This window comes from Paenibacillus phytohabitans (assembly GCF_013141775.1).
GTDB lineage: Bacteria > Bacillota > Bacilli > Paenibacillales > Paenibacillaceae > Paenibacillus_AQ > Paenibacillus_AQ phytohabitans.
Window position 1 is genome coordinate 386,641 of record NZ_WHOB01000016.1, and the last position, 23,818, is coordinate 410,458.

Sequence of the window (23,818 nt, forward strand, 5' to 3'; positions counted from 1 at the left end):
CCTTAACCTCCCCCGTCTTATCTCCTCTTGCCTTTAAGCTTGTATACATAGGCCAGCACTTCGGCAACTGCCTGGAACAAATCGGCTGGAACCACATCACCGATTTCCGCTCTCTGGAATAGCGCCCGTGCCAGCGGCTTATTCTCCATAGTTACAACACCATGCTCCTTGGCCAGCTCCCTGATGCGGAGCGCCACATAATCCTGGCCCTTGGCTATAATCTGCGGAGCCTCCATTTTGGAACCATCGTACTTCAGGGCAACCGCAAAGTGGGTCGGGTTAGTAATGATTACATCGGCCATGGGGACCTCCTGCATCATCCGCTGCATCGCCATTCTGCGCTGGCGTTCCCTGATTTTACCTTTTATGATGGGGTCACCCTCCATCTTTTTGTACTCGTCCTTGATGTCCTGCTTGGACATTTTCAGGCTTTTCTCATGCTCATATTTCTGATAAATATAATCTGCAATGGCCATTATAAATAGAGCCGCTGCAATTTTGATGCCGAGGCTCATTGTCAGATCGGCAGTGAACCGATAGACACCTTCCAAACTGACATGTGAGAGTGCAGCAAAACTTTGTTTTTCTCCCCAAAGCGTACTGTAAACCAGATAGGAAATCACTACCAGCTTGAAGACAGATTTGAAGAATTCCATAAGTGAACGCATGGAGAAAATATTTTTTAATCCCTTAATCGGGTTAATCTTGCTGAATTTTGGCGTTATTCCTTCTGCAGTAGCCATAAAACCTACTTGTGCATAATTCACAACAATCGCCAGAACGAAAGTAACAAGCATCAACGGAGCAATCAGAATCAGAATCTGAAGCCCATACTGGTTGAATAGACCAGCTACATTCTGCGGCGTTACGTCCATCAACATCCGATTCTGCAATACATCAGTGAACAGCTTCATGAAACGTTCCTTCATAAAGCTTCCGAACATTCGCAGTGACAATAACGCCGAGAAGAGTACCACCGCCCCTGAAATTTCCGCACTTTTGGCAACTTGCCCTTTTTTGCGGGCTTCCTGCCGTTTCTTCGGAGTTGCCTTCTCTGTCTTGTCCCCCCCGAAAAGCTGAAGATTCAGTTTATAACGAATTGGCTTACCCATTACACTCTCTCCTTGCCGTTACCTAAGGACTCTTCCCCATGAGGTGAAGCAAATTCTGCATGGACTCGAACATAATATCGAAGAGGTTCTGGAACAGCACTGCCAGCCCCGGCATTAGTATAAGAAGCAGCGCCAGACCTACAATGATTTTGAGCGGAACCCCGATGACGAACACATTATATTGTGGAGCGGTTCTCGCCAGGAACGCCAGACCCACATCCGTCAGGAAAAGTGCGGTAACCAGCGGCGCAGACATTTGAAAGGCCAGCATAAAAGATTGTGCGAAAGTACGGACCAGAAATTCCGACAAGCTTCCGTCAATCATTTTGAGAAACAGGTCATTGTCGATCGGTACCCATTTGTAACTGTAAACAATAGCATTCAGCAAATAGTGATGTCCGTTCATCGTCAGAAACAACAGTAGCGCAATCATATACTTAAAATTACCGATGATAGGGGCTGATGCGCCAGTCATCGGGTCGATTACATTGGCGATACCAAACCCGATCTGAATGTCAATAAAAGAACCCGCTGTCTGAATCGTCATAAACATCAGGTAAGCAATAAATCCAAGCAGCAGACCGATTAAAGCCTCTCTGACAATCAGTAGAATAAAATTGAGATCCTGCGCAACGGTGATGTTCATCCCGCCTGAGCTAAAGATGACCATAGATACAAAAAAAGACAAACCAATTTTGAATGTTGTCGGCACCCCCTGCGAAGAAAAGACAGGAACGACAACAAAAAAGGCAGTAATTCGACAAAAAATCAGCAGAAAGACAGGAAAACTTTGCAGCAGGGTCTCTATATTCATAATCTTAACCGATATACATATAGAGACTGCCCAAAATTTGACTGGTGAAATCCACCAGCTTCGTTATAATCCATGGTCCGAAAATCAGCAAAGCGAGCATTACAGCAACAATTTTGGGGATAAAGGCCAAGGTCTGCTCCTGAATTTGGGTCGTGGCTTGAAATATACTGACTATCAGTCCTACCACCAGACCAAGAATCAGCATTGGGGCGCTGGTTTCCAGCACCAAATATACGGCTTGGCCGGCTAGACCGATAATAAACTCCGTATTCATCCCTTATGCCTCCTATGTAGCGTCAGGTGTTAAAACTAAGCAGCAATGATTTGATTACTAAGTACCATCCGTCCACCAATACAAAGAGTAAAATTTTAAACGGCAGCGAAATCATAACCGGTGGTAACATCATCATCCCCATGGCCATCAAGGTACTGGCTACGACAATATCAATGATCAGAAACGGGATGAAAATCATAAATCCCATTGTGAAAGCCTTTTTCATCTCACCGATAGCGAAAGCAGGTACCATAACTGTCAAAGGAATATCATTGTAGCTGGCCGGTTTGACCGAAGCATTGTTACCGGTATAGTTCATAAACAGCAGCAGGTCCTTGGTATTGGTCTGCTTGAACATAAATTCCTTCAGCGGTTCCTGCGCTTTATTGAGTGCCTCGCTCTGGGTCAGCGTGCCTTTCATATACGGCTGTAAGGCCGTTTCATTCACTGTTGCCAATGTCGGTGACATAATGAACAGGGTCAGGAACAAAGCCAGTCCCACAAGCACCTGGTTTGGAGGCATTGATTGGGTACCTAGCGATGTTCTTACAAACCCCAGAACGATTACAATCCGGGTAAAGCTGGTCATCAGCACCAGAAATGACGGGGCTATACTCAGAACCGTTACGAGAAGCAATATAGAGATAGAACTGGTACCTCCGCTTGAGGCATCGTTATCACCAACCTGAATACTAATGTTGGGAATAGGATCTGCGTGAACCGGATGCAGAAGAACAATACTGAATATACCTAGAAGCAGTAACGAAAGAATCAGCTTTTTTTTCATAAATCCCTCGACTCATTCTTAAGGTCATCATCCCGCAGCAGCTCTTCGAGCTTCTCTTTACGCTCAGGCGCAAGCGCAAGCTTGGACTGCAGCGTCTCATAGAAAGACGAAGTCTCATTAAGTTCAATTTCCTGGGACGGGACTTCACCGCGCAGCTTGGATTTGATTTTGGCGATAAGCGGTGTAATAAAGTTGTCAGTTCCTGACGTTTGATCTTCGAATGCGGAAATGATTAAAGCAACTTCTGCCGGATCGGTGATTTTATCCATCATAGATATATTCTCACCCACTCCGATCAGATAGAGGCTGCCGCCGAGTTCGATGATCTGAATCGACTTATTCGGACCGAGCCCCATCGCACCAAGTGTACGGATGGAACGGCCGCTCATCATTGTCTGATTGCGGCGTCCCAGAAATCGGATCAGCAGCACGATAAGAATGACAATTACTGCAAGAACGAAAACAACTTTGAGCAAATTCAGCAGGGCATTACTACCGTCTCCGAGCGTTCCGGAATTGGCTAACATACCTGATTCCTACACACCCAACGTTTTATTGATAGCTTCAATTACACGGTCAGCCTGGAAAGGCTTAACGATAAAGTCCTTCGCTCCGGCTTGAATTGCATCAATGACCATAGCCTGCTGACCCATGGCTGAACACATGATGACTTTGGCATTGGCATCTACTTTTTTGATTTCTTTTAGGGCGGCGATTCCGTCCATTTCAGGCATGGTGATATCCATCGTGATCAGATCCGGACGCAGTTCCTTAAATTTCTCTATAGCCTGTGAACCGTCCTGGGCTTCACCCACTACCTCAAATCCGTTCTTCGACAAAATGTCCCGGATCATCATTCTCATAAATGCTGCATCGTCCACGATTAGAATTCGGTTAGCCATTTTTACAAAATCCTCCCTAAGTATGCTTATTGTAATTTTTGTATACGGTCCCACTGGCTGACGATATCCGTAACGCGGACACCGAAGTTTTCGTCTATAACTACGACTTCCCCTTTGGCAATGAGCTTGTTGTTAACCAGAATGTCAACAGGCTCGCCCGCCAGTTTGTCCAGTTCGATAATCGAACCTTGCGACATTTCCAGAATATCTTTGATCTGCTTCTGGGTCCTTCCTAATTCTACGGTCACTCTCAGTGGTATGTCCATCAATAAATTTAAATTATTTTCGTCAATATTGCCAAAAGCCCCTGCACTGAGGTTGGCAAATTGTACCGGCTGTACATTCACATTGCGATTAGGTGCAGAATTCTGCGGTGACGCCTGCGGATATGGCGTTCCTTGAGGCGGCATTCCGTAAGGCGGCATACCCGGCATTCCATAGGCTGGCATACCGGCCGGAGGATAATAATAGCCACCTTCAGGCATTCCCGGATATGGCGGCATCCCCTGCGGCGGATATTGAGGAGGGATCCCTCCTGGGTCAGGTGCCGGCATCTGCTGCTGTACCGGAGGTGCTGCCGGAGCAGGTTCTGGTGCAGCGGCGGGTTTGGGAGGTGTTGTGGTCGATGCAACCGCCGCTTCCTGGTCAGCCTGGCTGACATCGCCCAATAGCATGGTCACCATGTCTTTGGCGAACGGTACCGGCAGCAGCTGCATAATCGTGGAATCGATCAAATCGCCGATCTTCAGCCGGAACGAAATCTGGATTAATGTTTCATCATCCGGCAGGCTTCCAACCCCTTCTCCACTGGACATATTTAGAATATCGATGCCTGGAGGAGAAATATTAACGAATCTGTTAAATATAGTCGACATGGAAGTAGCGGATGAGCCCATCATCTGATTCATGGCTTCCTGCACGGCGCTGATATGAATTTCATTCAATTCCTCGTCTTTGGGTTCACCTTCACCGCCAAGCATTAAATCGGCAATAACCTGTGCATCCCTGATCTTGATGACCAGTGAATTGATCCCCTGGAAACCGTCCACATACTGTACATGAACTGCGACATGAGGTTTAGGGAATGCTTCCTCGAACTCACTGCGGGTAATAATCGATACCTTTGGAGTCGTGATATCAACCTTTTTGCCGAGCAGAGTGGACAGCGCAGTCGCTGCACTGCCGAATGTAATATTCCCAATCTCTCCCAGAGCATCCTGTTCAAAAGGTGTTAAATAATCATCCACTGTCTTCGGCGAGGGAGCCAGGTTACCTTCCGCAGACTGTCTAAGAAGAGCATCTATCTCTTCTTGGGACAAATAATCTTTACTCGTCAAACTCTTCAACCCCTTCGCTGACAATCTCGTCTATTTGCACAGCCACTCGTTCTTTGATTATCCCAGGACTTCCGATGAATTTCAGCTTGTCCCCTACCTTGATTGACAGTCCGGAATCCACAGTCTTGTTAAGAGAAATCACGTCGCCGACACTGAGCCCGAGAAATTCAGCAATGGATAACCTCGATTCACCCAGCTCTGCTACTATCGGAAGCTGAGCCCGGTGAACTCTTGCCCGGATGGCTTCAAGCTCAACCTCATCCCGCACCTTCTTCTCGGATACAAACCACTGGTGAACAGACAGCCTCGACATAATCGGCTCTAGAACAACGTGAGGGATACAGAGGTTGATCATCCCGGTGGTATCTCCAATTTTGGTACTGAGGGAGATAAGAGCAATCGTTTCATTTGGCGATACAATTTGCATAAACTGCGGATTCGTTTCCAGTGCTTCCATCCGTGGATGAATGTCCAGAACTGTCTTCCAGGCTTCCTGCAGACTTTCGAAACATCTGCTGAAAATTCTCTCCATAATTGTCGTTTCGATTTCAGTCAGGGCGTTAATCTTCGAAGGTGCTGTACCAAATCCGCCAAGCAGTCTGTCCAGCATGGCAAAGGCAATATTCGGATGCACTTCCATAACCATTCGGCCCTCTAAAGGTTCAGCTTCAAAAATATTCAGTATCGTCATTTTGGGAATAGAGCGGATAAACTCATCATAAGGGAGCTGCTCTACTTGAACGACACTGATTTGTACAAAAGTGCGCAATTGGGCCGAAAAGTACGTTGTAAGATAGCGGGCAAAGTTATCATGGATCCGGGTAAGACTGCGGATATGATCTTTGGAGAAGCGTACGGCCCGTTTGAAATCGTAAGAGCGGATTTTTTTCTGGGTTTCTTCTTTTTTTAGTTCATCGGCATCCATTTCACCGGATGAGAGTGCAGCAAGCAGAGCATCAATTTCATTTTGTGATAGTACATCAACCAATTTCAATCACCCCCCCATCAAAGAATTATCCCGCCAGCAGTTACATTGGTGCCAAGATGAATTTGGTGAATTCGATCTGGGTAATCGTGCCTTCAGTCAAATTCTTATTGATTATGTTCACCAGTTTGCTGCTGAATTGATCTTTGCCGCTGGCCCCGTTTAAATCCTCAGGCCGGGCATCGGCAATCGCTTTGATAATAAGCGGTGTAATTTTAATAGCTTTTATCTTTTCGAATTCTTCCTTGGACTTCGCAGAATCTAGCTGAAACGCGATGTCAACTGAAAGGATATAATCGGGATCGGCAAGATTAGTTTTGATATCAGTGATTTCCGCCGTCAAGGCGACGATTTCATCCGCGCTTAGTATCTTAGCTTCCACGTTCTGGACAGCTTGGTTTACATCATTCGCATCACTGGGGAAAAACCTGTCCATTAGTAAAAATGCGGCTACTACAATGAGCGTAATCGCCAGTAAAATCGTAATGAGCCATGGCATCATCTTCTTCATGAAAGCTCCTCCATCGATTGGACTTTAATGGTGGCAGCATGTGTGCCTATGTCCCTGTTGTATTCCTTGATCTTCTCAATGACTTCATCAGCCTTTTCAAGCACAATCAGCCTTTTGCCGGTTACGAGCGTGATATACGTATCCGGGGATTCTTCAACCATTTCAACCAGCAGGGCATTTAACCACATCGCCGCCCCATTCAATCTTGTTACCGAAATCATAACAGGCCTCCTAACAAAATAGGGGGAGGAGTCCCCCCCACGACTATAATAACAATACCGCCTCAGGCGGAAAGTTACTATTATACAGCAAGTTTATGACTAACCCTCATATTCTCAAAAACTTAACGCTTGAGGTTAACAACTTCCTGGAGTACTTCATCTGAAGTTGTAATAATACGTGAGTTCGCCTGGAAACCACGTTGTGACACGATCATCTCCGTGAACTCGTTCGTCAGATCGACGTTAGACATTTCCAGCTGGCCGGCAACAATTGAGCCTGTTCCCACTTCAGCATTGTTGGCAGTAGTCGGTTCCAGCGCCCCCTCTGCGTTGGCATTCAACGTCATCCGGTACAGATTGCCGCCGATTTTCTCAAGACCTTGCGGATTGCTAACTTTGGCAACGGCGATTTGAACCCCTTGTTCAGTCGTCCCGTCAGCCATCGTCTGAACAATGGTACCGTCACTTGAAATAGAGAAAGCGGTAGCCTCTTCAGGCAATTGAATGGATTCCCCATCAACACTCACGACATGAAGACCATCGGAAGTAATGAGATTACGGTTAGAATCCACATGAAAATCTCCTGCGCGTGTAAGGAAAGGCGTCTCCTGATCATCCGTGAGTTTTACCAGGAAGAATCCGTCTCCGTCAATCCGCAGATCCGTAGGGTTATTAGTTGTCATGGCACTGCCCGCCAAATGCATCGTGTCCACAGAACCAATGCTTACCCCTAGTCCAATCTGTTTGGCATTAACCCCGCCTTGTCCGCCATCAACAGGTGCCGTAACACCGGATACCGTCTGGCTCATGATGTCCTTGAACATTACACGGCCTGATTTGAAACCGATGGTGTTGACGTTGGCAATATTGTTACCGATAACGTCCAGCTTAGTCTGGAACCCGCGCATACCTGATACTCCTGAATACATAGATCTTAACATTATTTGTCGTCCTCCCGGATTTAGAGTCTTTGAAGACTCTTAAAATTAGAATGATGGAAATTGGAGTGATGCCCGCGTCAGTCGGTCGGCGGACATTCCGGCTCTCCAGTTAGGACCAGCCGGTTTATGAAATAATTACTGCACTGTCAATCTGCGTAAATACATTATCTTTCATAGAGTTTCCATCCATAGCTGTAACTACGGTGCGGTTGGCAACACTTACGATTAACGCCATATCTTTCATCAGGATCAGCGATTCTTTGCTTCCCTTGGCCGCTGCCTTGTCTACCGCAGACGAGATCTGATCCAATTGTCGGCTGCCAAGCTCGATTCCCCGCTGTTCAAGCCGCTTTGCCGCATGATTGCTGAACTTCAGCATATTCTTCTGCAGCACGCTCTCAAATGAAGCTTCAGAGCTTACAGAGCTCTTGGCTGACTGCTGACGCTGCAGCGTTGAAGGGTGTACACTCGCCGGATACAGCTGGCCTATTGTCAGTCTGTCGCTCATGTGGTCGCCCCGCTCTCCCCGCCGCCCGTTGAAGTATCACTGCCCGCTGCCGGTTCAGCAGAAGGATTCTGAATTTGTGTGATATCTGTTAAGGCGATCCGCTCACTGCCTACTACCGCGTACTGTACACCGCTGCTCACAACAATGGATTCTACATTGCCTGATTTCGGTAATTTGGTTTGGGCATCTGTCCAAGTGACATCTTTGCCGATCAGACCGGATACAGAACCTAGTGACTGATTCAGCGCCGTAAGCTGGGTGGAAATGTTCATTAACTGTTCGACAGATGAGAACTGGGCCATCTGAGCGATAAATTCCTTATCCTCCATCGGCTGCATCGGGTCCTGATTCTGCAGCTGGGTAATCAATATTTTAAGAAATTGATCTTTGCCCAGTGTAGAGTTGCCTGTTGTCTTGGTAGTTGAATTATCCGAAACGTAATTCCATGAGTTACTGCCGGAAACGGGATTCGTTGTTGCCATTTCATTTCACCTCGCTTGTCCAGTTATTATACTTTGGCCGAAAAACTGCCGTTCTGATTATTATCTTGCTGCGTTGCCGAGACCCAGTCTTTCCATTCTCCATTAAGCTCTGCAGCTAGCACCGCATCTGCTGATTCTTCCTGGCGCTCTCTAGAGCGTCTGCCCTGCTGTTGTCCGCCAGCTCCCGTCTGTTGACCCTGCTGTCCGGTCCATTGTGACTGAGCCGATGGGTTGTTCTGGGTTACCTCAAGTCTTTCTACCTGTAGGCCTTGGGACTGTAAAGCTAAACGAAGCTGGTTCATCTGCTGCTCAAGAATATCCTTCGTCCCGCTATGCTGGGTCAGGAATTGGGCAACCAGATTACCATTTTGCATCGATATTTTCACATCGACTTGTCCAAGATTCTCCGGAAATAAGGTGATTGTAGCTTCAGCTACTCCGCCCTTTTTGACGATTTCCAATTTACCGCTGATAAAAGTGTTCATTTCCTGAGCGAATTGCTGAACCGGCACTGGTGAGGATATTGCTTTCAGTGGTGCTGAAATTCCGTTACTAAGCGATAACTGGCCTGCTGTAACGATTTCAAGCTCGCCAGCTGATGTTTTGACGGCCGGCAAAGCTTCCTCGGCAGTTGCCGTCTCCTTGACTGTAGCTATCCCCGTGGAGGGAACCTGAGGGCTCTCTTCTGCAGTTACGGTTGTACCGTTTACTGCTGTTGGTACTGGAGCAGATTCCGCCTTAACTGCGGCATCCAAAAATGTACGGATGTTTGAAGCTACTCTTCTGCTATCATCAACATTCTGTTTGGTTTCTGTTCCGGATGCCTGCTTAAGCGATGCTGACGAAGCCTCTGTTGTACTTACTGTCTTGAGCTTGGGTTTGTTATCGGCAGGCACGCTTCCAGCCAGAATAGCCGAGAATTGATTCAACAGTGCAGCACCTTTGGCTGCTGTTTCTTCACTTCCGCTAACAGCTGCATCCTGAACCAGTTGGACCAGGCTGTTCAGCTCATCCTGGACTGCAAAGCGCAGGGTTTCCGGGTTCTGGGCAAGTGGCGACAGACCTGTTGATGCTACTGCTCCAGTGTCTGATGCATCTGTCTGTTCAGCCGGAGTATTACCGGATAAGAGCGCCGACACTTGAAGAATCCACCCTTGAAGAGCAGCAAGCAGTGCGGGATCAGCCTCCAGACTTGCATCCAGATTCTCCATGTCCTGAGTTAGGCCTTCCAGAAGTTCTGATTTCTTGGCGTCCGTACTGGCGGACTCTTCACCCTTCGTCTGTACCGCGTTCAGAAGACCCTGCAGCAAGGAAGCCAGATTGCCTAATACAGGTGCTTCCGTCCCTTTAGCAGCAGTGCCTCCCATACTTTGTACAAGCGTCTGGGCAAAAGGTGTAGCCGTACTGGCAGTTCCACTGGTACCCGTTGACGTTCCACCGGCAGCAGCCAGGTTACCTGCACTTAATGTTTGTACGATTAAACTCATCTTTTTCACCTCCCTTCAAGTGTTATTTACCGCCCATCAGCCGGTTTACAATTTTGGCTGCCTGTGCGCTGTCATTCTTGGTCATCTCCCCCAGGATAGAGGAGCGGACAGTATCACTGACTGTATTCAGTATGGTGATGACCTTATCCGGGCTAATACTGTACATCGAACCCAGCAGTGTAGCCGCGTCAGCAGCAGGCATTGAGGTAAAAGTCTGGCTGAGCTTCTCCTGATCAAGATTGGCTGAGGCTGCAGCCGTGGTTGTACCGGCTTCATCCTGTTTCAGTCTCGATTGAAGGGCTGCAATAGCCATATCGGTTGAATTCGTTGTTTCTTTTAGCTTTATAGACACATCCGCAGCTTTTTTCGGGTCCATTTTTTCCAGGATGGCCGTTTTGCTGGCATTGCTCATCACACTGAAGATTTGGACCATTTCATCTGTGGTCAAGTTCTCCATAATCGGTGCAGCTTTGGAGGCCTTCATTCCCGCATACAGCTTGGCCAGATCCGTAACCTGCTTGAGATATGGATCTTCCTCTTCCTCAGTAGCTGCAACTGTCGCCGCCGCTTCCTTCATCCCGTCAATCTGCTTCTGAAGCGCCTCAGCTTTGTTAGCCTCGGACGCCTTGTCTTCTTCTGCCTGTTTCAGCTGCGCTGCCTGCGCGTTAAGCTGAGACTTCAGCTCTTTAATCGTGCTCTCCGAACTCGCAGCCTGCTCTTTACTTTCAGCTTGCGGATCATCTGCGGTTTCTCCGGCGGTATCCGAATCCGGATCCGGGGCAGGTTCAGGCACCCATTTCTCCACCACAGGAATCTTGTTCGCAATCTCAAGGACATTATTCCGGATGTCCATATTAAATAGGGTCAACAGTACTCCAAGCAGTACAAGCGTGAAGATGATCGGAATCATCAAGAATAAAAAACGCTCAAATTTACCTGCCGACCCTTCATCTTCAAGTTCCATTTGATTATTTGCCACTAGCGGAAACCTCCCGGGTTAGAGGGATTTCATCGCGAAGCGGACGGTAGCCATCTCATCCAGTTCGTTTTGTTCCCGTAAACTCATATTCTGCAGAAATGCTGTTTGTGCTTTGTCTTTGGCCTTGAGCCATACCTTCTCATCCAGAACCTTGGTACTGAGATGGTCCTGCTTGCTCTGAACCTCTGTATGCGCCCGGCTGATATCGGAATGCTTGCGGGCAATGCACTTATCCAGATAATCCACATAATCCTGCATTTCGCGAAGCTTAGCCATAGGTGTCTTTTGCTCAGCTGCACTCTGTAAAGACGACATTACCGCATTGCGCTGTATAATTAATTCATCAAGGCTTTTTTCCTGTGCCTGCAGTTCTCCGAGCGCGCTTGAGAGCATCCACTCTGCCTGTGTTTTTTCGTTACCCTTCAAGTCCACCACTTTTTGAAAAGTATAATGGAATCTCATGATCAATCAACTCCTCGAGAACTGTGAAATTAAAGACTGCTGCACTTCGCTAAGGGTTACCTTCTCATTCACTTTTTGCTTGGTGAAATCCCAGATGCTGTCGATGTAATGCATCGATTCATCGATTTGGGCGTTCGAGCCTCTTTGATAAGCTCCGATATTGATCAGATCCTCGGAATCCTTATAGACCGCCATAAGCCGCTTTACATTCTCTGCTGCAGCAATCTGCTCTTCCGGTGCTATATCCTTCATCACACGGCTGATGCTGGAGAGAACATCGATTGCCGGGAAATGTCCTTTATTCGCGATATTCCGGTTCAGGACAATATGTCCATCCAGGATACCGCGCACAGCATCGGCGATCGGCTCGTTCATATCGTCACCGTCAACCAGCACTGTATAAAATGCGGTGATGGACCCTGTGGGGCCTGTTCCGGCCCGTTCCAGCAGCTTAGGCAGACTGGCGAACACCGACGGGGTGTACCCTCTCATTGCAGGAGGTTCACCTACCGCCAGCCCAACCTCGCGCTGGGCCATGGCATAACGGGTAACCGAGTCCATCATCAGCATGACATTCAGTCCGCGGTCACGGAAGTATTCGGCGATTGTAGTGGCGATCAAGGCACCTTTGATCCGGATCAGCGCCGGCTGATCCGAAGTAGCCACGATAACCACCGAACGCTGCAGCCCTTCCGGCCCCAGGTCGCGCTCAATGAAATCAAGCACTTCCCTGCCCCGCTCACCGATAAGGGCAATAACATTCACATCTGCCGAAGTGTTACGGGCAATCATTCCCATCAGTGTGCTCTTGCCGACGCCAGAGCCTGCAAAAATGCCGACCCGCTGTCCTTTACCGATGGTGAGAAGTCCGTCAATCGCCCTGACCCCGATGCTGATAGGTTCAGCTACACGCGGACGGTTAAGCGGATTGGAAGGAATATTGAAGGTCGAACTGTGCGGCATACGGGCGGGAATGAGTGAGCCGTCAAGCGGCTGGCCCAAACCGTCAAGCACCTTGCCCAGCAGCTCCGAGCCCACCTGCACACTCAGCGGCTTACCTGTGCCGACAACATCACAGCCAGGCCCGATGGCCTGCAGTTCTCCAAGCGGCATCAACAGCACCTTGTTGTCACGAAATCCTACGACCTCTGCCTGAAGCGGCTTAGTTCCTTTGGCGGGATAAATAAAACACACATCACCGATGCTGGCATCCGGACCTTCCGACTCCACCATCAGTCCGATGACCTGGGTAACCTTGCCGTTAATCCGGACCGGGTCAAAATTACGCAGCTGTTCTTTGTACCTTCCGCTGTCAAGCATCGTCTTCCCCATTTCTGTGTTCACCTACGTCCAGGGCGATTCGCAGCAGTTCTTTTTTGATCTCAGCCAGCTGGGTATCCACACGTGCGTCGATGCTGCCAAAGGAGGAGCGGATGACACAGCCCTGATCCTTAACCGTTGAATCCGGAAGAATCTGCAGCTCAGCCTGTGAGTCCACGGCGAGTGAAAGCTCTTCTCGCGCCGCGTTGACAAACGCGAACTGCGCCGGAGAGACACATAAGGAAATCAATCCCTGCTCGCGCTTACGGGCCAGATTCTTGCGGATCAGTTCCATTGCAAATTGCGGTTCCACGGTCAGCTGCTTGTCCACTATTTTCTCGGCGATATCGCAGCTCAGCTCTACCAGAAAAGGTTCAGCTTCCTGAATAATTACATTTCTTGCCCGGTAAGCTTCCTGAAGTACAGTTCTTGCTTCCTCCATCATCTCGGCAAGCCGCTGGGACATCTCCTGCTCCGCATGGGCAAGACCCTCCTGGTAGCCTTGCTGAAATCCTTCAGACTTGACGGCTTCCACAAGATGCTCATCCTGCTCCCTGCGCTGCCGCCACCATTCTTCCGCTTCATTCCGTGCTGATTCCATAATATTCTCGGCTTCCTGAGATGCACTGCGGACCTGCCCTTCAGCAAACTCCTGGGCATCTTTCAGCATTTGCTTGCGTGCCTGCTCTGCCGCTTCCCTGGCGGGATCCTGATAGTGGACTTCGCCTGGAGCCTCCTCGGCAACAGGATCTTCGGTAAGCCCTGCATGATGTCTGGCCTGCTCCAGCCGCTTCAGTACATCTACCGGAACATATTGAGAATGTTTGATCAGCTTAGACAATAATGTCATCTCCTCCGCCACGGGCGATGATAATTTCACCAGACTCTTCGAGTCTGCGGATCGTGCCTACGATGCGGGTCTGTGCTTCTTCCACATCACGCAGCCGCACAGGACCCATGTATTCCATTTCTTCGCGGAAGGTTTCGGCCATACGCTTGGACATATTGCGGAAAATAACATCCCGCACTTCCTCGCTGGCCACCTTGAGCGCAAGCTGCAAATCCGCATTGTCGATATCCTTGATGATGCGCTGGATTGAACGGTTGTCCACATTGACGATATCCTCGAAGACGAACATCCGCTTCTTGATTTCTTCCGCCAACTCCGGATCCTGTATTTCCAGCGAGTCGAGAATGGTACGTTCCGTACCACGGTCAACACCGTTCAGAATCTGTACAATCGATTCAATACCGCCGGCATTTGTATAATCCTGGGTAACTGTAGCCGACAGCTTCTGTTCCAGAACCCGTTCAATTTGCGTAACAACCTCAGGAGAGGTGCTGTCCATAATCGCTATTCTCCGGGCAACCTCGGCCTGCTTCTCCTGAGGAAGGGAAGACAGGATAGAGGCAGCTTGTTCAAACTGCAAATAAGAGAGTACTAGTGCAATAGTCTGGACATTTTCGTTCTGGATAAAGTTGAGAATCTGGTTCGGGTCCGCTTTGCGGGCAAAATCGAACGGTCTTACCTGCAGCGTCGCCGTTAATCGGTTAATAACTTCAAGCGCTTTGGCTGAACCCAGTGCTTTCTCGAGTATCTCCTTGGCATAGTTAATGCCGCCTTGAGAGATATATTCTTGAGCCAGACAGATTTGATGAAATTCTGACATGATCGACTCTTTCTCCCCGCTGTCCACCTTACGGACATTCGCAATTTCCAGAGTCAGCTGCTCGATTTCCTCATCTCTTAAATGTTTAAATATTTGTGCCGATACTTCAGGCCCTAGTGTGATAAGCAGGATCGCCGCCTTTTGACGGCCGCTAAGTCCCTGCTGGCTAGCTTTTGCCATTCCTTCACCTCTGTTCTTCAGCAAGCCATGTACGCAGCAGGTTTACGAATTCATCCGGCTTTTTCTTCGCCAGACTTTCCAGCTGCTTGCGGACCTGACTTTCATTCGTCACGCTCTCCATATTAATAGAAGGAAACTCGGTAGGAACCTGCAGCGGAATATCATCTTCCGCTTCTTCCTCCTGCTTATTCTTGCGGCTGCGGTAGATGAGGTAACCGCCGCCCGCACCGACCAGCAATGCGGCTCCGCCAATTGCCCAGATCATCCAGCTAGCCAGTCCGCCGGATGCTGCATCCGCCGCAGTACTGCCAAATTGTTGCGAGAATACCGAAACTTTTTTGGTTAAATCGGCGTCTGTATAAGTAATACCTGAATCTGCCAACGAAGCACGGACAATATTGACCAGAATATTCTGGATCGCCGCTGAAGTTGTATCATCCAAAGTTGTTTGCCCATTAGGTGGTTCAACTGCTACATTAATGGTTAAATCTTTAACAGTATATGGGCTTGCAATAATATCTTTAGTGATTCGATTCACTTCATAGTTCCTGGTCTCCGACGATTCCTCAGAAGAAGAAGTACCCGTGTCAGTCCCCGAAGGATATCCAGAGACATCTTCCGACCCTGTACCAGCAACCCCACCGGATGTATTCCCTTGACCCGAATAAGTATTGCTGATAATTTGCGAACTGATCTCAATCCCTTTCATATTCTCCGCATCTACCGGCAGTACGATTTCTTCCTGACGGTTCTCCTTATCGAAATTGAGCTTGGAGAACACCAGAACATCCACTTTATCGGGACCCGTGAGCGTACTCAGGAATTGCTTGACATCTTTCTTGACATCATCTTCGAATTTCTTCTGCAAAGCGAAGTTCTCTTCAACCTGGCTGGACACGCCAGCTTGTCCGCCTTTGGCTGTCGGCATCAATTCGACTTCATTATTAGTAATCGTAATGTTGTCAATCGGCAAATTCGGCACAGCGGTCTTTACGAGATTGAAGTACCCGTCGATATTATCCTGTGTAGGCCTAAATCCTGGATTGAAGCTAAGCACCACGGAAGCCAACGCTTTCTCCTGATCCTCCTGAGAGGCAAACACAGTTTCCTTCGGCAGGGTAATCAGAACCTTGACATCTTTAATCCCCTGCATTCTTCTCATCAGCTGCTCAACTTCGCCGTTCAGGGCATTGTTGTACTTCACGTTGAATTCACTGTCTGTAGTCCCAATCATCGAAGAAGATTCATCAAATACTTTGTACCCGATCGAACCTTCCTGTACGATCCCCTGCGAGCCAATGGCTATCTTGATGCGCGCGGCGTCAGTACTGGGTACTGATATACTCTTTCCATCCGGACTTAAACGGTAAGGAATCCCCGAAGTATCCAAATAAGTCATAACTCCCGCTGAATCGGTACTGTCCAGATCCTGAAAAGCAACTTCATATTCTGTCTTTGATAATTGCATGGTCAAAACTACGATTATTATTATGATGATAAACAGAGTGGAGAAAAATAATATTTTCTGTTTACCGCTGAATCTGTTCCAATACAGGGTGATCTTCTCCCGGTACTGGGCCAATCTTTCATTCACAGTGTCACCCCATCCGAAACGTAGCTAGGATTATTTAGATTTGAGTTCTCATAATTTCCTGATAGGCTTCAATTACTTTGTTCCGGACTTGTGTAGTCAACTGCAAACTCAGCAATGCCTGTTGGGACGAAATCATAGCTTCATCAATGTTGACTTCTCCCAAAACAAATTTGTTACTCATGTCTTTAGCCTGTTGTTCCTGGTTTGCCACCTGATTAAGGGCATTCTCCAAGTATGAACCAAAGCTTTGTCCCGTTTCGGAGACGGCTGAAGCTTCTGAAGCTACGGGTTTCATAGCCAGCGGCTGTACAGCCTGAGTTCCAATCAATAAGTTCTGTATCAATTATTCTCCTCCTAATCAATCAATTCAATTAACGGCCGATTTCGAGCGCCTTACCCACCATCGCTTTGGACGCATTAAGCATCGTTACATTCGCTTCATAAGAACGTGAGGCAGACAGCATGTCCACCATTTCCTTCGTAAGATCCACATTCGGCATGTACACATATCCGTCAACATCAGCATCCGGATGACTTGGATTGTATACGGGCTTCAGCGGTGAAGTATCCTCAATAATCGACTTCACTTTAACACCTTCGCTGCCGCCGCTCATTTTTGAATCGAGTATGTTAGAGAAGCTATCAGCCTGGGCTGTTTCCAGCACTACAAGCTTACGGCGGTAAGGTACGGCTTTGCCGTCAACCACGGAAGCCCTGGTTGTCTCGGCATTGGCGATATTGGAGGAAATCACATCCATCCGCAGGCGCTGGGCAGTCAATGCCGAGGCGCTTATTCCAAAGCTGCTACCAAAGTTCATTATTTATTACCCTCCCTGCACAACTGTACGCATCATAGTAATCTGACTGTTCAACTGTTCAACGTAAGAGTTATACCTCAGCTGGTTCTCGGCGCTCAGCGCCTGTTCGCGGTCCATATCCACATTATTGCCGTTGTTATTCATAGAAGTAGTCTCATCTGTACTGACAACAGCAGCCGGCACGCCAGTTACTGTTCCGAATTGGAAATGCCGGGAGTCTGATACTTTCGCACTCAGCGTAGGTTTCACACCGCTCTCCTGTTGTCTCAGGAAACTTTCAAAACTGACATCAGAGCGTTTAAAATTCGGCGTATCAACATTTGCAACGTTATTAGCCAGAACACTTTGTCGTTTGGTGGCGGCATCTAGGCCTCCCTGTAATCTTTGAAAACTGACACTGTTCAGCAAACCCATGGTAATCCCCCTTCCAAACCTATCATAATGAAAAGAATTCCACAACTTCCCCCGAATTCCTGCTTACTTTCGACAAAAAAAGCTAAAATTTTCATTAATTTGTCGAGGGCAGGTCGAACGCTGTCGATGGATGATTCTTATGTCAATCTCACATACATTGATTCTCTTAGAATTTGTATATTATTACAATAAGAAATAAGCCCTATCTTTTCTGAAAAGAGAGGGCTTAAAGCATGTTTTTACAATATTCTACCTTTTTTATTCCATATAATTCTTTTAATTACTATTATTTAACTCTTTATGCATGATTTTCGAATCGAATTTGCATAGCAATAATTCTTAATACCTAATTTAGCGGGATAACACTCTGTCGCTTTAAAGGATATATTGGCTTAAATCGCGATCCTGGGCGATTCCTGCCAGTTTTTCGCGAACATACTCCGGAGTAATGACCATTGTCTCCAGTGTCAGCTCCGGCGCTTCGAAGGATAGGTCCTCCAGCAGCTTCTCCAGAATCGTATGCAGGCGCCGGGCCCCGATATTCTCCATATTCTGATTCACGGAAGCGGCGATTTTGGCAATTTCCTGAATCGCTTCCTTCTGGAACTGAATTTCGATGTTCTCGGTCTGCAGCAGATGAACATATTGCTTCGTCAGCGCGTTCTCCGGTTCGGTCAGAATAGAGACAAAATCCTCAAGAGTAAGACTGCTCAGCTCCACACGGATCGGGAAACGTCCCTGAAGCTCAGGAATTAGGTCCGAAGGCTTGGCAATATGAAAAGCTCCTGCAGCAATGAATAATACGTAATCCGTCTTCACAGGCCCGTATTTGGTCATCACAGTGGAACCTTCAACGATAGGCAGGATATCGCGCTGCACCCCTTCACGGGATACATCCGGACCGGAGCCTTTACCCTGGCTGGCCACCTTATCAATCTCATCGATAAAAATAATACCGGACTGCTCTGCGCGGGCTACCGACTCCTGAATCATATCATCCGTATCAATCAGCTTGGCAGCCTCATCCTGAATCAGCACCTTACGGGCTTCACGGATCGGCAGCTTGCGCTTCTTCGTACGCTTAGGCAGCAGGCTGCCGAACATTTCCTGCATGTTCATGCCCATCTGGTCATTGCCTTGGCCGGCAAACATATCCATCATCGAAGGAGTGGTGTCTTCCACATCGATTTCAATGATATCGTCCTCGAGCTGACCCGCCAGCAGCTTGAACTTAATGCCTCTGCGGCGCTCGCTCAGACTACCGTCCTCCGGCTCTTCTTTGGCTTCCTCTGCACCGCCGTTATTGCCGCCAAAAATCATCTCGAACGGATTGCGCTGCGATTTGCCCTTAGAGGTCGAAGGAACCAGTATGGCTACAATGCGGTCGTTCGCCAGTTCTTCAGCACGGTCCTTCACCTTCTCGGTACGTTCCAGCTTCACCATACGGATTGAAGTCTCTACCAGGTCACGGACCATCGATTCCACATCACGGCCTACGTAGCCGACTTCCGTGAACTTAGTGGCTTCCACTTTGATGAACGGTGCATTGACCAGCTTGGCCAGACGCCGTGCGATCTCCGTTTTGCCGACACCTGTAGGACCAATCATGAGAATATTCTTAGGAACAACCTCATCCCGGAGCTCTTCGGATAAAAGGCTGCGCCGATACCGGTTGCGGAGAGCAACGGCCACCGATTTCTTAGCCTGTTTCTGACCTACGATATATTTATCCAGCTCTGCTACGATCTGGCGGGGTGTAAGCGATTGATTCACCATTGTGACTTCCTCCCTCTTTCTATGGCACCATGCCTATAATTGTTCGACAATAATATTGGAGTTGGTATACACACAGATCTCGGAAGCGATCTGCAGAGCTTCTCTGGCAATATCCGCTGCGCCCAGATGCGATGCATGACGTTTGAGCGCGCGTCCGGAAGCCAGCGCAAAGTTGCCGCCGGAGCCAATTGCCAGCACGTCATCATCAGGTTCAATAATTTCGCCGTTTCCGGAAATAAGCAGCATGCCTTCCTTGTCCATTACGATCATGAGCGCTTCCAGCTTGCGCAGGATACGATCCTGGCGCCAGTCCTTGGCCAGTTCTACTGCTGCCCGCTGCAGATTGCCGTGATGCTCTTCCAGCTTACCCTCAAACTTCTCAAACAAAGTAATTGCATCCGCTACGGAGCCCGCAAAACCGGCAATTACTTGTCCTCTGTACAGGCGGCGGACCTTCTTGGCCGTCGTCTTCATAATGACACTCTCTCCGAATGTAACCTGACCATCGCCGGCAATCGCGGCATGACCGTCATGTCTTACCGCACAAATCGTAGTCGCATGAAAGCTGGGTAACATAATGGGCACCCTCCTAAAGTTTTGTGAGCGTTAGCATCCCGAAACAGGTTGGAAGAAACCTGATCCGGAAGCATACACTTAGTGTTGTGGCATAAGCATTCCGGACCAGCTTCGGACAACCCGTCCCGGAAGCTTGCGTTTAAGTTTTATTGTGCCGGACTTTCCGCTTCGGTAAGCTGAGGTTCTACGACCTCCGGCTCAGTATAGGCCAGGCCTTTGTCTGCAGCATAGGCAGCAAGACTGTCCAGCGCACGGTAAGCCAGGCGTTCGTTTTTCTCTTTTTTACTGCGGAATCTCGTTTCAAGCTTTGGCAGCAAGCCAAAGTTGGCGTTCATCGGCTGGAAATGCTCGGGATCTGCAGAAGTGATGTAGGCCGGCATGCTGCCCAGCACGGTATCCTGCGGGAAGATCAGACCGTCCTCACCGAGTGCCGCTCTGGCAGCGTTCATACCGGCAATCATACCAGAAGCCGCAGACTCCACATAACCTTCAACCCCTGTCATTTGGCCGGCAAAGAACAGTCTTTCCCGTCCCTTCATTTGATAGGTGGGATGCAGAAGCTTGGGAGAATTGATAAATGTATTGCGGTGCATGACACCATAACGGACATACTCTGCGTTCTCAAGACCGGGGATAAGTGAAAACACGCGTTTTTGCTCGCCCCACTTCAAATGCGTCTGGAAGCCAACCAGGTTATAAAGCGTTCCCGCTGCATTATCCTGACGAAGTTGCACAACCGCGTAAGGAAGCTTCCCTGTATGAGGATTCATCAGACCTACAGGCTTCATCGGCCCGAAGAGTGCTGTCTGCTTGCCGCGCTTCATCATAATCTCGATCGGCATACAGCCTTCGAAGTAAATCTCTTTCTCAAAATCTTTGAGTGCGGCAGTCTCAGCCGAGATCAGTGCATCATAAAAAACATCAAATTCCTCTTCCGTCATCGGACAGTTCAGGTATGCAGCTTCACCTTTGTCGTATCGGGAGGCCAAATACACCTTGCTCATATCAATGGTGTCCTTTTCAACAATCGGGGCAGCCGCATCATAGAAGTAGAAATACTCCTCGCCAAGCAGGCCTTTAATCTCAGCGGAGAGTGCCGGAGAGGTCAGCGGGCCTGTCGCAATGACAACAATCCCTTCCTCCGGTATATGCATAAGTTCTTCATTTATGACTTCTACCAGAGGGTGATTATGCAGCATCGATGTAATCTCACCGGAGAATCCATCGCGGTCTACGGCAAGTGCGCCTCCGGCCGGAACCGCATGCCGGTCGGCTGCACCCAGTACCAGCGAGTCCAAACGGCGCATTTCCTCCTTGAGCACACCTACCGCATTGCCAAGGCCGTTGGCCCGCAGAGAGTTACTGCAGACCAACTCGGCGAACTGGTCCGTATGATGCGCCGGTGTCTTCACAACCGGACGCATCTCATATAATCTGACCGGAACCCCGCGCGAGGCAATCTGCCAGGCGGCTTCACTACCGGCAAGTCCGGCTCCAATCACGGTTACTTTAGCTATATCAGTCAATTTCCTTTCCTCCTGTAACACTATTATTCTGCCAGCTCTTCGTTGTCCAGCACTGCCTCGGTATGATCACAAGAAGTGCATTGCAGCTTAGTTCCCTGTTTGTTGCGCTTCTCTACCATCCAGGAGCCGCAGACAGGACATGGTTTAACCGACGGTCTATCCCAGGATACAAAGTCACAGCCCGGATACTGATCGCAGCCGTAGAAGACACGGCCTTTCTTACTGCGGCGCTCCACAACCTTACCCTCATGACATTTCGGACAGCTTACTCCGATATCCTTAATGATCGGCTTCGTATTACGGCAGTCCGGGAATCCGGAGCAGGCCAGGAATTTACCGAAACGGCCCAGCTTGTAGACCATCGGCTTCCCGCATTTCTCGCATAGCTCGTCGGAAACTTCATCTTCAATCTCAATTTCCTTCATTTCTTCTTCGGCGTAGAGGAGACGTTTCTCAAAAGATTCATAGAACTGGGCCAGCACTTTCACCCAGTCCTCAGCACCTTCCTCCACATGGTCAAGATCCCCTTCCATATGGGCTGTGAATTCCACATCCAGAATTTCCGGGAAGAACTCTTCCATTTGCTCTATGATCAGCTCACCGAGCTCGGTTGGCATGAACTTCTTCTCTTCAATCGCTACATATCCGCGCTTCTGGATCGTCTCCAGCGTTGGCGCGTACGTACTCGGACGGCCGATCCCCAGTTCCTCCAGCGTTTTGACCAGACGCGCTTCCGTATATCTTGGAGGCGGCTGAGTGAAATGCTGCTTCGGCTCAATATCATGCTTGGTTAAGTCATCGCCTGCCTTAAGCGGCGGCAGATACTTCTCCTCATCCGTTGTGCCGTCATCATTGCCTTCTACGTATACCTTCATGAAGCCCGGGAAAGAAACCTTGGACCCGACGGCTCTGAAAATCGCAGTGCCTGCTGTGATATCCACAGACAGCGTATCAAGCAGGGCTGAAGACATCTGACTGGAAACAAAACGCTCCCAAACCAGCTTATACAGGCGGAATTGGTCACGGCTCAGGAATTCTTTGACCATGTCAGGCTCACGGAGCGCCGAGGTTGGACGGATCGCTTCATGCGCATCCTGGGCTCCCGCAGCTTTCTTGGAATACTGGCGCGGTGTCTCGGGAACGAACCTCTCACCGTATTTGGAGAGGATCAGCTCCTTAGCTTCTTCCTGGGCCGTAGCAGACAGACGGGTGGAATCCGTACGCATATAGGTAATTAAACCGACAGTGCCTTCCTTGCCCAGCTCAACCCCCTCATAGAGCTGCTGAGCAACAGACATGGTCTTGGATGCGCGGAAGCCCAGCTTACGGGCAGCTTCCTGCTGCAGTGAGCTTGTTGTAAACGGAGCGGAAGGATGCCGTTGTCTTTCCTTCTCTTTTACCTCTTTAACCTGGAAGGCGGAATTCTTAATAGCATACAATACTTCCTGTACATCGCTCTCCTGGCCCAGCTCTTTTTTGTCGCCATTCAGCTTGTGGAACTTGGCTTCGAACAAGGAATCGCGGATGCCCAGCTTCGCAGTAATGCTCCAGTATTCTGTGGGAACAAAAGCAGAGATTTCGTTCTCGCGGTCCATAATAATCTTCACAGCTACCGATTGTACCCGTCCTGCGGACAGGCCTTTTTTGACTTTCTTCCATAATAGGGGGCTAATCTTGTATCCTACGAGCCGGTCCAGAATACGGCGGGCCTGCTGGGCATTCACAAGATCCATATTAATTTTGCGCGGTGTCTTGAAAGCATCCTTCACAGCCTGCTTCGTAATCTCATTAAAGACAACCCGGCATTCCTGTGTGTTGTCCAAATCCAGCGCATGCGCCAAATGCCAGGCAATAGCTTCACCTTCGCGGTCCGGGTCAGCTGCGAGATAGACTTTTTTTACTTTTTTGCTGGCATCCTTGAGTTCCTTCAAGATAGAGCCTTTGCCGCGGATCGTTATATATTTGGGGTTGAAATCATTCTCCACTTCCACACCAATCTGACTTTTCGGCAAATCTCTGATATGTCCCATTGATGCCTTTACAATATATTTACTGCCCAGATATTTACCAATCGTTTTTGCTTTTGCCGGTGACTCTACAATAACCAACGCATCTGCCATAGGTTTTCCTCCCAAAAGTTTG

General features: G+C 48.8%; 27 protein-coding genes. All 27 read right to left on the reverse strand.

The features are described 5' to 3' along the window. Window positions 1-17 precede the first annotated feature (17 nt). The 27 genes from flhB to topA all read right to left on the reverse strand — a co-directional run bounded on the left by flhB (window position 18) and on the right by topA (window position 23,796). Entirely contained in the window at window positions 18-1,112 is a 1,095-nt protein-coding gene (flhB, locus tag GC101_RS03400) for a flagellar biosynthesis protein FlhB (RefSeq protein WP_171716082.1), read from the reverse strand. 22 nt (window positions 1,113-1,134) lie between these two features. Continuing rightward, a complete protein-coding gene (gene fliR, locus GC101_RS03405; RefSeq protein WP_171716083.1) occupies window positions 1,135-1,926 on the reverse strand; it encodes a flagellar biosynthetic protein FliR in 792 nt (263 codons plus the stop codon). 4 nt (window positions 1,927-1,930) lie between these two features. After that, window positions 1,931-2,200 carry a flagellar biosynthesis protein FliQ gene (fliQ, locus tag GC101_RS03410; protein ID WP_171716084.1) on the reverse strand — a complete coding sequence of 90 codons (270 nt, stop codon included), beginning with the start codon at window positions 2,198-2,200 and terminating at the stop codon, window positions 1,931-1,933. A gap of 22 nt (window positions 2,201-2,222) precedes the next feature. After that, window positions 2,223-2,987: a flagellar type III secretion system pore protein FliP gene (gene fliP, locus GC101_RS03415; protein WP_171716085.1), complete on the reverse strand. Its 765-nt coding sequence runs from the start codon at window positions 2,985-2,987 to the stop codon at window positions 2,223-2,225. Then, on the reverse strand, window positions 2,984-3,514 hold the full coding sequence (locus tag GC101_RS03420; protein WP_171716086.1) for a flagellar biosynthetic protein FliO: 531 nt from the start codon (window positions 3,512-3,514) through the stop codon (window positions 2,984-2,986). Before GC101_RS03420 ends, fliP begins: the two co-directional genes overlap by 4 nt. A gap of 9 nt (window positions 3,515-3,523) precedes the next feature. After that, window positions 3,524-3,889 carry a response regulator gene (locus GC101_RS03425; RefSeq protein ID WP_019910416.1) on the reverse strand — a complete coding sequence of 122 codons (366 nt, stop codon included), beginning with the start codon at window positions 3,887-3,889 and terminating at the stop codon, window positions 3,524-3,526. A 26-nt stretch (window positions 3,890-3,915) separates the two neighbouring features. Beyond that, window positions 3,916-5,226 (reverse strand): flagellar motor switch phosphatase FliY, encoded by a 1,311-nt coding sequence (fliY, locus tag GC101_RS03430; RefSeq protein WP_171716087.1) that lies wholly within the window; start codon window positions 5,224-5,226, stop codon window positions 3,916-3,918. After that, window positions 5,216-6,214: a flagellar motor switch protein FliM gene (gene fliM, locus GC101_RS03435; RefSeq protein WP_039295181.1), complete on the reverse strand. Its 999-nt coding sequence runs from the start codon at window positions 6,212-6,214 to the stop codon at window positions 5,216-5,218. The genes fliY and fliM overlap by 11 nt, the downstream gene beginning before the upstream one ends. A 40-nt stretch (window positions 6,215-6,254) precedes the next feature. Continuing rightward, a complete protein-coding gene (locus GC101_RS03440) occupies window positions 6,255-6,722 on the reverse strand; it encodes a flagellar basal body-associated FliL family protein (protein WP_171716088.1) in 468 nt (155 codons plus the stop codon). After that, entirely contained in the window at window positions 6,719-6,943 is a 225-nt protein-coding gene (locus tag GC101_RS03445) for a flagellar FlbD family protein (protein WP_039295177.1), read from the reverse strand. Before GC101_RS03445 ends, GC101_RS03440 begins: the two co-directional genes overlap by 4 nt. Before the next feature lie 122 nt (window positions 6,944-7,065). Continuing rightward, a complete protein-coding gene (flgG, locus tag GC101_RS03450; RefSeq protein WP_171716089.1) occupies window positions 7,066-7,884 on the reverse strand; it encodes a flagellar basal body rod protein FlgG in 819 nt (272 codons plus the stop codon). A 124-nt stretch (window positions 7,885-8,008) separates the two neighbouring features. Continuing rightward, complete coding sequence (locus tag GC101_RS03455) at window positions 8,009-8,392, reverse strand: TIGR02530 family flagellar biosynthesis protein (RefSeq protein WP_042214883.1); 384 nt, start codon at window positions 8,390-8,392, stop codon at window positions 8,009-8,011. Continuing rightward, complete coding sequence (gene flgD / locus GC101_RS03460; protein WP_171716090.1) at window positions 8,389-8,874, reverse strand: flagellar hook assembly protein FlgD; 486 nt, start codon at window positions 8,872-8,874, stop codon at window positions 8,389-8,391. The genes GC101_RS03455 and flgD overlap by 4 nt, the downstream gene beginning before the upstream one ends. A gap of 26 nt (window positions 8,875-8,900) precedes the next feature. Continuing rightward, window positions 8,901-10,361, reverse strand: a complete 1,461-nt coding sequence (locus tag GC101_RS03465) for a flagellar hook-length control protein FliK (RefSeq protein WP_171716091.1) — start codon at window positions 10,359-10,361, stop codon at window positions 8,901-8,903. Between the two features lie 22 nt (window positions 10,362-10,383). Further along, a complete protein-coding gene (locus GC101_RS03470; protein WP_343049573.1) occupies window positions 10,384-11,340 on the reverse strand; it encodes a magnesium transporter MgtE N-terminal domain-containing protein in 957 nt (318 codons plus the stop codon). A gap of 18 nt (window positions 11,341-11,358) precedes the next feature. Next, complete coding sequence (gene fliJ / locus GC101_RS03475) at window positions 11,359-11,802, reverse strand: flagellar export protein FliJ (protein ID WP_171716092.1); 444 nt, start codon at window positions 11,800-11,802, stop codon at window positions 11,359-11,361. 6 nt (window positions 11,803-11,808) lie between these two features. Continuing rightward, entirely contained in the window at window positions 11,809-13,122 is a 1,314-nt protein-coding gene (fliI, locus tag GC101_RS03480) for a flagellar protein export ATPase FliI (protein WP_042242743.1), read from the reverse strand. Beyond that, a complete protein-coding gene (locus GC101_RS03485; RefSeq protein ID WP_171716093.1) occupies window positions 13,115-13,963 on the reverse strand; it encodes a FliH/SctL family protein in 849 nt (282 codons plus the stop codon). The genes fliI and GC101_RS03485 overlap by 8 nt, the downstream gene beginning before the upstream one ends. Further along, window positions 13,956-14,972: a flagellar motor switch protein FliG gene (gene fliG / locus GC101_RS03490; RefSeq protein ID WP_036692485.1), complete on the reverse strand. Its 1,017-nt coding sequence runs from the start codon at window positions 14,970-14,972 to the stop codon at window positions 13,956-13,958. The genes GC101_RS03485 and fliG overlap by 8 nt, the downstream gene beginning before the upstream one ends. 4 nt (window positions 14,973-14,976) lie before the next feature. Beyond that, window positions 14,977-16,566 (reverse strand): flagellar basal-body MS-ring/collar protein FliF, encoded by a 1,590-nt coding sequence (gene fliF / locus GC101_RS03495; RefSeq protein ID WP_171716094.1) that lies wholly within the window; start codon window positions 16,564-16,566, stop codon window positions 14,977-14,979. 34 nt (window positions 16,567-16,600) lie between these two features. Next, window positions 16,601-16,909, reverse strand: a complete 309-nt coding sequence (gene fliE, locus GC101_RS03500) for a flagellar hook-basal body complex protein FliE (protein WP_171716095.1) — start codon at window positions 16,907-16,909, stop codon at window positions 16,601-16,603. Window positions 16,910-16,937: 28 nt separating this feature from the next. Further along, window positions 16,938-17,384 carry a flagellar basal body rod protein FlgC gene (gene flgC, locus GC101_RS03505; RefSeq protein WP_042138162.1) on the reverse strand — a complete coding sequence of 149 codons (447 nt, stop codon included), beginning with the start codon at window positions 17,382-17,384 and terminating at the stop codon, window positions 16,938-16,940. Between the two features lie 6 nt (window positions 17,385-17,390). Beyond that, window positions 17,391-17,798, reverse strand: coding sequence for a flagellar basal body rod protein FlgB (flgB, locus tag GC101_RS03510; RefSeq protein ID WP_039295153.1), 408 nt, complete (start codon window positions 17,796-17,798; stop codon window positions 17,391-17,393). A gap of 375 nt (window positions 17,799-18,173) precedes the next feature. Further along, window positions 18,174-19,574, reverse strand: coding sequence for an ATP-dependent protease ATPase subunit HslU (gene hslU, locus GC101_RS03515; protein WP_039295151.1), 1,401 nt, complete (start codon window positions 19,572-19,574; stop codon window positions 18,174-18,176). A gap of 33 nt (window positions 19,575-19,607) precedes the next feature. Continuing rightward, on the reverse strand, window positions 19,608-20,150 hold the full coding sequence (hslV, locus tag GC101_RS03520; RefSeq protein ID WP_039295147.1) for an ATP-dependent protease subunit HslV: 543 nt from the start codon (window positions 20,148-20,150) through the stop codon (window positions 19,608-19,610). A gap of 146 nt (window positions 20,151-20,296) precedes the next feature. After that, window positions 20,297-21,676 (reverse strand): FADH(2)-oxidizing methylenetetrahydrofolate--tRNA-(uracil(54)-C(5))-methyltransferase TrmFO, encoded by a 1,380-nt coding sequence (gene trmFO, locus GC101_RS03525; RefSeq protein ID WP_171716096.1) that lies wholly within the window; start codon window positions 21,674-21,676, stop codon window positions 20,297-20,299. A 23-nt stretch (window positions 21,677-21,699) separates the two neighbouring features. Then, window positions 21,700-23,796 (reverse strand): type I DNA topoisomerase, encoded by a 2,097-nt coding sequence (gene topA / locus GC101_RS03530; protein ID WP_171716097.1) that lies wholly within the window; start codon window positions 23,794-23,796, stop codon window positions 21,700-21,702. Window positions 23,797-23,818: the final 22 nt, after the last annotated feature.